1 protein-coding gene is annotated in these 834 nt (G+C 45.0%); it reads right to left on the bottom strand.

Annotation, left to right across the window (positions count from 1 at the left end):
• Positions 1 to 834, bottom strand: an 834-nt coding sequence (locus A3756_RS23155; RefSeq protein ID WP_197481487.1) for an NAD-glutamate dehydrogenase domain-containing protein, incomplete at both ends; no start/stop codon positions are given.

Here is an 834-nt window from a genome sequence, read left to right as displayed (position 1 = left end):
ATCACCGATACCAATTGCAGTGAATGGCGTTGTTTGCGTATTAAGACCTAGCTCTCTGAAATGGCGCTGAACTGATACCCAAGCGCCTTTTGCAGTGATCCCCATTTTCTTGTGGTCGTAGCCGTGACTACCACCCGAAGCAAAGGCATCACCAAGCCAATGCCCCTTCTCCAAAGATATCTCATTCGCAATATCAGAGAAGGTTGCTGTGCCTTTATCCGCGGCAACTACGAGGTAATAATCGTCATCATCATGACATACGACTTCGGTCGGCTTAACCACTTCACCATTAACCAGGTTATCGGTTACATTAAGCATTCCGGTAATAAAGGTTTGGTAACACGCAATCCCTTCAGCGATGAAGCCTTTCCGGTCGCTTGGAAAATTCTTAGCAACGAAGCCGCCCTTCGCACCAACCGGAACGATAACAGCATTCTTAACTTGCTGAGCCTTAACCAAGCCTAAAACTTCAGTGCGATAATCTTCATAACGATCAGACCAACGCAAGCCACCACGAGCAACCTTCCCCCCACGCAAATGAACCCCTTCAACCCTGGGCGAATAAACAAATATCTCATACATTGGAACGGGCAAAGGAACGTTTGGAATTAAACGCGGCTGCAACTTATACGAAATATAACTTTTATCCGCACCACCGCTATCGTGCTGATAGAAGTTTGTACGCATCGTTGCTTTGATCAAATCAAGATATAAACGCAGAATCTTGTCTTCGGTCAGGTTATGTACATTGTTTAGCGCCTTGTAAAAGTTTTCTTCTATCTTATCTAGCAGCTTTAGATTCTTTGCAGATAAAGCGTTTGCACCGGGTTTAAA

Source organism: Oleiphilus sp. HI0086 (assembly GCF_001635225.1).
Note: the sequence above shows the minus strand (reverse complement) of the source record. Positions and strands in the feature narration are given on the sequence as shown.